The sequence below is a fragment of the Mesorhizobium sp. M7A.F.Ca.CA.002.04.1.1 genome (genome assembly GCF_004022805.1).
Classification (GTDB): Bacteria; Pseudomonadota; Alphaproteobacteria; order Rhizobiales; family Rhizobiaceae; genus Mesorhizobium; species Mesorhizobium ciceri.
In genome coordinates, this window is the sequence record NZ_RZPL01000205.1 from 1 (window position 1) to 7,964 (window position 7,964).

The following is a 7,964-nucleotide window of genomic DNA, read 5'->3' on the forward strand; positions in this document are numbered from 1 at the left end:
CACTGGCACGGTATTCGCGTTCCAAACAAGATGGACGGCGTGCCGTTCCTGGTCCAGCCCTACGTCTACACCGGCGATCATTTCGACTACGCCTTCACGCCGCCCGATGCCGGCACCTTCTGGTACCACCCGCATTGCAACACGCTGGAGCAGATGGGCCATGGCCTGACGGGCGTGATCGTGGTCGAAAACCCAAGCGATCCGAAATTCGACGCCGAAATCGTCCTCAACTTGCGTGACTGGCGCCTCGGCGACGACGGTCAGTTCATCGACCAGTTCCGGCCGCGCGATGCCGCAAGAACCGGCACTTACGGCACGGTGCGCACCGCAAACTGGCTCGACCAGCCGCAATATGACACGCCGGCCGGAGGGCTGGTGCGGCTCAGGGTCGCCATCACCGACGTGACGCGCATCTACGCTTTTCGCGTCGACGGTGCGCAGGCGAGTGTCATGGCGCTCGACGGCAATCCGGTGCCTGAGCGTTTTTCGCCCGATGCCTTGCTGCTTGGACCCGGCCAGCGCATGGAGCTGGCCATACGCATGCCCGACGAGGAAGGCGCGATCGTCAGCTTGAGGGACGTCAGAGGCACCAAGCCAAAAATCCTGGCAACCCTGCGCGCGACAGGAAACTCCCTCAAACGGGACATTCGCGATGTTGCTCCACTGGAGCTCAATCCGGTGGCGGAAGTGGATCTCGCCAGTGCCAGGCATATTTCCCTGGCGCTCAGCGCCACGGCGGAAAATGTCCCGAGCGATGGCATCTGCGGCTCGCTGGGCTACAGTTTCTGGGCCATCAACAAAGTGCCGTGGCCCGGCGACACCAAGGATCCGACCGCGCCTCTGGCCGAACTGAAGCTTGGCCAAAGCTACGTCATCGACATGGAGAACCTGACGCCGCAATCCCATCCCATGCATCTGCACGGCATGAGCTTCAAGGTGCTGTCGTCCTCGACGCGCCAGGTTCAGCCCGTGATTTCCGACACCTATCTCATCCAGCCCAACGAGAAGGTTCAGCTCGGTTTCGTCGCCGATAATCCCGGCGACTGGCTGCTGCACTGCCACATCATCGAGCACCAGAAATCGGGAATGACGAGCTACGTCAGGGTGGTGTGAAGCCGCGTCAGCCTGCGCGTGGCGTCTGGACCGTCACTTGCGCAATTGAGCCTCGATCTCGTCGAGCACTTTGTCCTTGCCGATGCCGGTGAGGAAGGCGAGGCCCTTGATGACCGGCTTGGTCACCGAAGCGGAGATCGGGGTGGTTGCGACGATGAAGTCGACATTGTCGGCCAGTCCGGGCACTTCGGTGGCCTTTGCCTGCTGGGCATTGAAGGTGAGGCCGCGTTTCTTCATTTCCTCGGTGACGGCGACGTTGACCGCGGTCGAGGTGGCGATGCCCGTGCCGCAGGCGAAGAGAATGGTTTTCTGTCTGGACATCTCTGCTTCTCCTTGGTTATCAGCCGAGTACGGCTCGCACGTCTTCGAGGGTTCTGGCCGACCTCAAATCATCCAAGGCTTGCGGGTTCTGGATGGTGGCCATGACGGCCTGCAGCGCCTCAATCTGCTTGTCCTTGTCGTTGATGGCAAGCAGGAAAACGAAGCCGACCGGCAGCATCTCGTCGGGATCCTCCATGTTGGCGAAGGTCACTGGTTGCTTCAATGTGCCCATCGCGATGCCAGGCTTCAGCACATGCTCCGGATCGGTGTGCGGCACCGCGACATTGTCGGAGCGTTCCAGCGGCAGTCCTGTCGGGATGGTCAATTCGCGGCGCACGACCGCGTCGGCATAGGAGCTTTTGACATAGCCAAGTGTCTCCAGCCGGCCCGCCAGGATGCGGATGATCTCCTCATTGGTCGAGGCATCGGATCCGAGCACGATCGCGTCGGGATCCAGAAGCTGCATGAGGCCGTCGGACATTCTTTGCTCCGTCGATGAAATCGTGCGCCCCGAGGAGGGCGCACGATCGGGCTCCGTCGATGAAATCGGGCGCCCCGAGGAGGGCGCACGATCGGTTTGAAGGGTGGACCCTATCAGGTTCAGGCCGTCTCTTCGGCCGGCTCGTCCTCGGCGCCCGCGGCCCGCTCCCAGCCGAGCGGATTGCGGCGGTAGAGGACAAACAATGCCGCGATGACCACCGCGATCACGATGATGCCGACAAGTCCAAGCCCCTGGATCGCCTCGATGACCACGTAAGGCACCCACAGGAAGCCGTCGACCACCGAGGTGATCTGCAGCGCATCCGCCGGCAGCTTGAAGCCCGATGCGACGGCAGCACTTGTGAACAGCGGCGCCAGCGCGTTGGCGACGTAGAAGCCGATGGCCAGCGTCACCGTGCCGATCACCACCATGCGGAACACGTTGCCTTTGACCAGCGGCGCGGTCATGGCGACGATGAAGGGAATGACCGCAAGGTCGGCGAACAGGATGACGCGGTTGCCCGGCAGGATGATGGACAGGATGATCGCGATCGGCACCAGGATCAGCGACGACGAGATCGCGGCCGGATGGCCGATCAGGATCGCGGAATCGAGGCCAACAAGAAGCTCGCGATCGCCCGTGCGCTTGCGCACGAATGCCTGGGCTGCGTCGGAAACCGGCAGCAGGCCTTCCATCAGGATCTTGACCATGCGCGGCAGCAGCAGCATCACCGCGGCCAGCGTCATGCCGGTGCCCAGAACCTTGGCCAGCACCACGCTGAGATCACCCGCATTGTAGAAGGCGATCGCACCAAGCACGAGGCCGATGATGAGGCCCATCACGACAGGTTCGCCGAACACGCCGAACCTGCGCTCGATCGTATCGGTGTTGATGTTGATGCGGTTGATCCCGGGAATGCGGTCCATGATCCAGTTGAGCACAATGGCGATCGGCAGGATCTGCGCCGAGGCGAGATGCGGCACGGAGATGCCGGGCACGCCGTAGAACTGCTGCACCGCGCGCGCCGACCAGTCGGCGAACAACAGCGAGAGTGCTGCGACAAGTGCTGCGACCGCGATGCCATAGGCCAGGTTGTCGGTTGCGGCGACCACCAGCGAGCCGACAAAGGCGAAGTGCCAGAAGTTCCAGACGTCGACATTGAGCGTGCGCGTCATGCGTGTCAGCAACAGCACGATGTTGACGAGAATGCCGACCGGAATGACCCAAAGGCCGACCGATGAGCCGAAGGCGATCGCGGCCGCGGAGGGCCAGCCGACATCGATGATGTCGCGATGGATGCCGGTGTTGGTGACGATGGCCTTGGCGACGTCGCCAATCGACGTGAACATGAGGCCAAGCACCAGATTGATGCCGATGAAGGCGACGCCGATGGTGACGGCGGCGCGAAAAGCCTTGCTGACCTTGGCGCCCAGAACCACGGCGATGACGAAAATGACAATTGGCAGCAGGATCGTCGGGCCAAGCGTATCGATGGCCCCTTTTAGGCCCGCGAGAACAGTATCCATTTTTCCTCCCCTGGAGCCGCGAGCCTTCGCTCGACGCCTCGCAATGATGCTCCATCCAGCCTTTGACGCCGTGGCGCAAAGACACTCCCCAATTTGCCCAGAGGCGAATGCTTCCCGACTGTCGCGTCGGTGAACATTTGCCTTTGTTGACAAACGAATGTTTTATTGGGGTTGTCCGCTGCAATGTCAATTGGTTGGGCTTCGGCGAATCGAGCCCCGGCGGACGTGCCTTCCGAGACGATTTCGTGGGAAATTGCCGGTCGCGACCGGGTTTCGTTGGCAAATAGAACCCATTCCCTGCTATCCGACCCCAAATCACGAAGCTGTGGACATTCCTGCATGACCAACGTCGCCCTGACCGGGCTTGCCCGTGATCTCGCCAAGCGTGCCGCCGAGAACCGCCCGGTGCGCATCGGTGTCATCGGTTCGGGCGAAATGGGCACCGATCTGGTCACGCAGGGCATGCTGATGCCGGGCATTTCGGTCTGCGCCGTCTCGACGCGCCGCCCGCACACCGCGCGCGACGCTATCCGTATCGCCTATGGCGACGAAGCCATGGCGGTCGAAGCCGACACCGCCTCGAAAGTCACCGCGGCAATCGAGGCGGGAAAAATCGCCGTCACATCCAACGAGATGCTGGTCACCAATCCGCTGATCGACGTCGTCATCGACGCCACCGGCAAGCCGGGCGTCGCCGCCGATTTCGACCTCATGGCGATGGAGCACGGCAAGCATCTGGTGATGATGAACGTCGAGGCCGACGTCACCATCGGCTGCTATCTCAAGCAGCAGGCCGACCGGCTTGGCGTCGTCTATTCGGTGGGTGCGGGCGACGAGCCGTCGAGCTGCATGGAACTGATCGAGTTTGCGTCGGCGCTCGGGCTGACCATCGTGTCGGCCGGCAAGGGCAAGAACAACCCGCTCAACCACGATGCCGTACCGGACGATTATCGCGCCGAAGCGATCCGCCGCAACATGAACCCGCGCATGCTGGTCGAGTTCGTCGACGGCTCCAAGACCATGGTCGAGATGTGCGCCATCGCCAACGCCACCGGGCTGGTGCCGGACGTCCCCGGCATGCACGGCCCCAGGGCCGATCGCGACGACCTCGCCAAGGTGCTCATCCCGCGCGAGGATGGCGGTCTGCTCACGAAGAAAGGCGTCGTCGACTACACGGTCGGCAAGGGCGTCGCGCCCGGCGTCTTCGTCATCGTCGAGGCGACGCATCCGCGCATCATCGAGCGCATGGACGATCTGCATATCGGGCACGGCCCCTATTACAGCCTGTTCCGGCCTTATCATCTGACGTCGCTGGAAGTGCCGCTGACCGCAGCCCGCATCGTGCTTTTCGGCAAGCCCGACATGGTGCCGTTGCCGCGGCCCGTGGCCGAAGTCTGCGCCGTTGCCAAGCGCGACCTAGTCGCCGGCGAGACCTTCGATGCGATCGGCGAGACTTGTTACCGCTCCTGGACGATGACCGTCGGCGAAGCCCGCGCCCAGCGCGCCGTGCCGGTCGGCCTGCTCGAGGGCGGCAAGGTGCTGAAACCGGTCACGAAAGGCGAATTGCTGACGGCGGATAATGCGTCGCCCGACCAGACGACGAGGCTGTTCGCCTTGCGCCGGCTGCAGGATGAGATGCTGTACGGGACAAACTGAGGATTTATCTCCCCAGTTCGACCGACCGCAGCCGCGCAGCCTCCACCGCTTGCGTCAGCAGATTGGTCAGCCGGTCCTCGCCCATCAGAACGGCCAGCGCCGCGGCCGTCGTGCCGTTGGGGCTGGTGACCTGCTGGCGCAGCACGCCCGGTTCCTCGCCGCTTTCGGCGGCGAGCGAGGCGGCGCCATAGACGGTCTGCATGGCGAGCAGCTTGGCGGTCGCCGTCGGCAGACCGGCCTTCTCGGCGGCAACCGTCAGCGCTTCGATGAAATGGAAGATATAGGCCGGCCCCGATCCGGACACGGCGGTCACCGCATCCATCAGGCCCTCATCGTCGATGGTGGCCACTTCGCCGCTCGCCGACAAAAGGTCGGCGACGAAACGCTTGGTGTCATCGGACACGAGCTTGTTGGAGAACACCACCATCATGCCCTTGCCGATCGCCGCGGGCGTGTTGGGCATGCAGCGCACGATCGGCGCGCGGTTGCCGAGGATTTCCTCGAGGGTGGCGGCAGGCGTGCCGGCGGCGATGCTGACGAAGGTGGTGCGGCCGTCGCCGAAGCGCTTGTAGGCGGCCGTGACGTCGCGGATCACCTGCGGCTTCACCGCGATGACCACGAGATCGGGCAGGGCATCGGCCGGTATGCTACCGGCATCGGCTGATGTCGCGCAGCCCAGCGTTGCCGCGCGATTGCGCAGATCGGCATTGGGCTCGACCACGAAAACCGCCGACGGCGCGAGCTTGCCGGATTTCAGCCAGCCCGAGAGCATGGCGTAGCCCATATTGCCGCAGCCGGCGAGAACAAGCCTGATCGTCATCGAAAGCCCTCCAGAGGAAGGCCTTCACATAGACGATGGCGCTTCCCTGGGGAAGCCCCATCAGGATCGCGAGCCGCGATCGGGATCGCGCACCGCGATTGGCCGCAGCGACACTTGCCTGAGGCCGAGCACGCCGAGCACGAAGAACAGCCAGACCGGGTCGCCGCGATGGAAGAAGAAGCTTTCGAGGAAAGCGTTAAGCGCCGTGAACAGCACCACCATCATGAAGAAGTCGCCGAGAAAGATGTTTTCCCTGCGCAACGGAATGCGCATGTAGTCGCGCAGCGGCGCGATGAGGAAGGTGTAGACCGCCACGCATAGTGCCGGAATGCCCATCAGCACGGCGATGTCGAGATAGCCGTCATGGCCGTGCACGATGGTCCTGATGTCCCAGGGCCGGTCGAATGGCTGGTCTTGGTTGAGCAAGAGCGGCGTGCCCCAGAAGCTCTCATAGCCGTAGCCGGTCCATGGCTTCTTCGCCAGCATGCTGCCGGCGAACTCCCACAGCGTCGTGCGGCCGGTATAGGTCATGCCGGGGAAATAGATCGCCGCCAGATGTTTCACAGGCGGCAGGAAGACGATGCCCAGCGTGCCGACAGCCGTGGCGATGATGGCCAGCGCAAACAGGATCGGCGTGCCGAGCCGCATGCCTATCAGGCTCGGGAACATGACGATCAGGATCGAGAACGGCACCAGGCCGGCTGTCGTCTTGGAGCCGGTGTGCAGCATGAAGATCATCGCCGCGAGGAAGATCCCGGCGCCCCAGTAGCGCTGCCCGCGCCGGTAGAGATAGAGGCCTGCGAAGCTGAGGCAGGCCATGACCGGCCCGGCAATGTTCTTGTGGGTGAACACGCCGCGCCACAGGCCGGCATGTTCGGGCTCCTGCGAGTCGGCTGTGTGCATCGCCTCGTGCGGAAAGACGATGAGGCCGAGATAGGAAAGGCCCATGACCACGACGGCGGTGAAGATGATCACCTTCGAGAAGGCCTCGGCGTCGCGCGGCAGCACCAGGATCGTCGCCATCGTCAGGATGCCGATCAGCGTGAAGGAGGCGGCGCGCATGGCCGAAGGCGGATCGGTCGACAGGATCACCGAGAGGAAAAAGAAGCCCAGCATCAACACCCAGGATGGGCTCAGCAGCGAGCGCACCACGCGCGGATCGGCAAAGGCCATCAGCGAGAAGATCGACATGGCGCCGAGCGAACCGAAGCCAAGCTGGTTGACGATGTCGCCGCCTTGACCGGTGAGTTCGGCGCCGCCCGGCTGGAACGGCCGGAACGACACCATGATGACGGTGAACAGCAGCGCGGCAATGGCGGTGGCCACGCCTTCGCGCGTGAACGCGTCGCCGAGCGGCGCGCGCTCAGTTTTTCTCAGGCTGGCGGTATTGCTCATTGGCATATCCGAATTCGGCCAGCACGCGGCCCAGCGCCACATGGACGGGGTAGATGGCGATCGCCGGCGATCGGGTCCGCGCCAGCCGGATCAGGCCGCGAAACGGCGAGGCGGCAAGCAGTGCCAGGCTCTTCAGCAACACTTTGGCGCCGGCCATTGGCGTGCCGGCGCGCTTCTTCTTTTCGACCAGTGTCGAGATGACGCCGTTGCGCAGGCTGCGGGCGCGGATCCAGTCGGCTTCGATACGCCGCGCCGGAACGGTTTCCAGCACCTTGGCCTCGGCGCACCAGCCCAGCACAAAGCCCTTTTGCACCGACCGGCTGAGAAAGTCGGAATCGCCGCCGCCCATGAAATTGAATCTGAGATCGAGAAAGGGCGGACCCATGGCGATCAGCACGTTGCGCCCGACCAGAAGATTGCCCGACGAATAGAGCGCCGGCACGCGTCCGGTTTCCCGGTAAGGCGGCGCGAACACCGGATGCTCTGCCCATCGCGCATGGGCGGGGTCGGCAAACACGGGCACCTGCGGGCCGCCGACAATGTCGGCGCCGAGCGTTTCGGCAGCCAGGCACATCCGTTCCAGCCACTGCGGATCGGCGATCTCGTCGTCGTCGATGACCAGCAGATGCCTGAAGTTCGGGAATTGCAGGAT

The 7,964-nt window shown here is 63.6% G+C and carries 8 protein-coding genes; 2 read left to right on the forward strand and 6 right to left on the reverse strand.

Features of this window, described 5'->3' with window-relative positions; translation table 11 throughout:
* A partial coding sequence (locus tag ENZ75_RS13205; protein ID WP_164887806.1) for a multicopper oxidase family protein occupies positions 1 to 1,113 on the forward strand: 1,113 nt, incomplete at its 5' end.
* Positions 1,114 to 1,146: 33 nt separating this feature from the next.
* Here the strand turns inward: ENZ75_RS13205 and ENZ75_RS13210 are convergent.
* The 3 genes from ENZ75_RS13210 to ENZ75_RS13220 form a co-directional block, all read right to left on the reverse strand.
* A complete protein-coding gene (locus tag ENZ75_RS13210; RefSeq protein WP_023809203.1) occupies positions 1,147 to 1,434 on the reverse strand; it encodes a PTS sugar transporter subunit IIB in 288 nt (95 codons plus the stop codon).
* A gap of 19 nt (positions 1,435 to 1,453) precedes the next feature.
* Positions 1,454 to 1,915 carry a PTS sugar transporter subunit IIA gene (locus ENZ75_RS13215; protein ID WP_063170054.1) on the reverse strand — a complete coding sequence of 154 codons (462 nt, stop codon included), beginning with the start codon at positions 1,913 to 1,915 and terminating at the stop codon, positions 1,454 to 1,456.
* A 119-nt stretch (positions 1,916 to 2,034) separates the two neighbouring features.
* On the reverse strand, positions 2,035 to 3,441 hold the full coding sequence (locus ENZ75_RS13220) for a PTS sugar transporter subunit IIC (RefSeq protein ID WP_013530221.1): 1,407 nt from the start codon (positions 3,439 to 3,441) through the stop codon (positions 2,035 to 2,037).
* A gap of 339 nt (positions 3,442 to 3,780) precedes the next feature.
* Between ENZ75_RS13220 and ENZ75_RS13225 the strand changes: the two genes are divergently transcribed.
* Positions 3,781 to 5,097: an NAD(P)H-dependent oxidoreductase gene (locus ENZ75_RS13225; RefSeq protein ID WP_063170055.1), complete on the forward strand. Its 1,317-nt coding sequence runs from the start codon at positions 3,781 to 3,783 to the stop codon at positions 5,095 to 5,097.
* A 4-nt stretch (positions 5,098 to 5,101) separates the two neighbouring features.
* Here the strand turns inward: ENZ75_RS13225 and proC are convergent, their stop codons facing one another.
* From proC to ENZ75_RS13240, 3 genes are all read right to left on the reverse strand, one after another.
* On the reverse strand, positions 5,102 to 5,917 hold the full coding sequence (proC, locus tag ENZ75_RS13230) for a pyrroline-5-carboxylate reductase (protein ID WP_063170056.1): 816 nt from the start codon (positions 5,915 to 5,917) through the stop codon (positions 5,102 to 5,104).
* A gap of 60 nt (positions 5,918 to 5,977) precedes the next feature.
* Complete coding sequence (locus ENZ75_RS13235) at positions 5,978 to 7,312, reverse strand: O-antigen ligase (RefSeq protein WP_063170057.1); 1,335 nt, start codon at positions 7,310 to 7,312, stop codon at positions 5,978 to 5,980.
* A partial coding sequence (locus ENZ75_RS13240; protein ID WP_128278132.1) for a glycosyltransferase occupies positions 7,281 to 7,964 on the reverse strand: 684 nt, incomplete at its 5' end. The genes ENZ75_RS13240 and ENZ75_RS13235, both read right to left, overlap by 32 nt.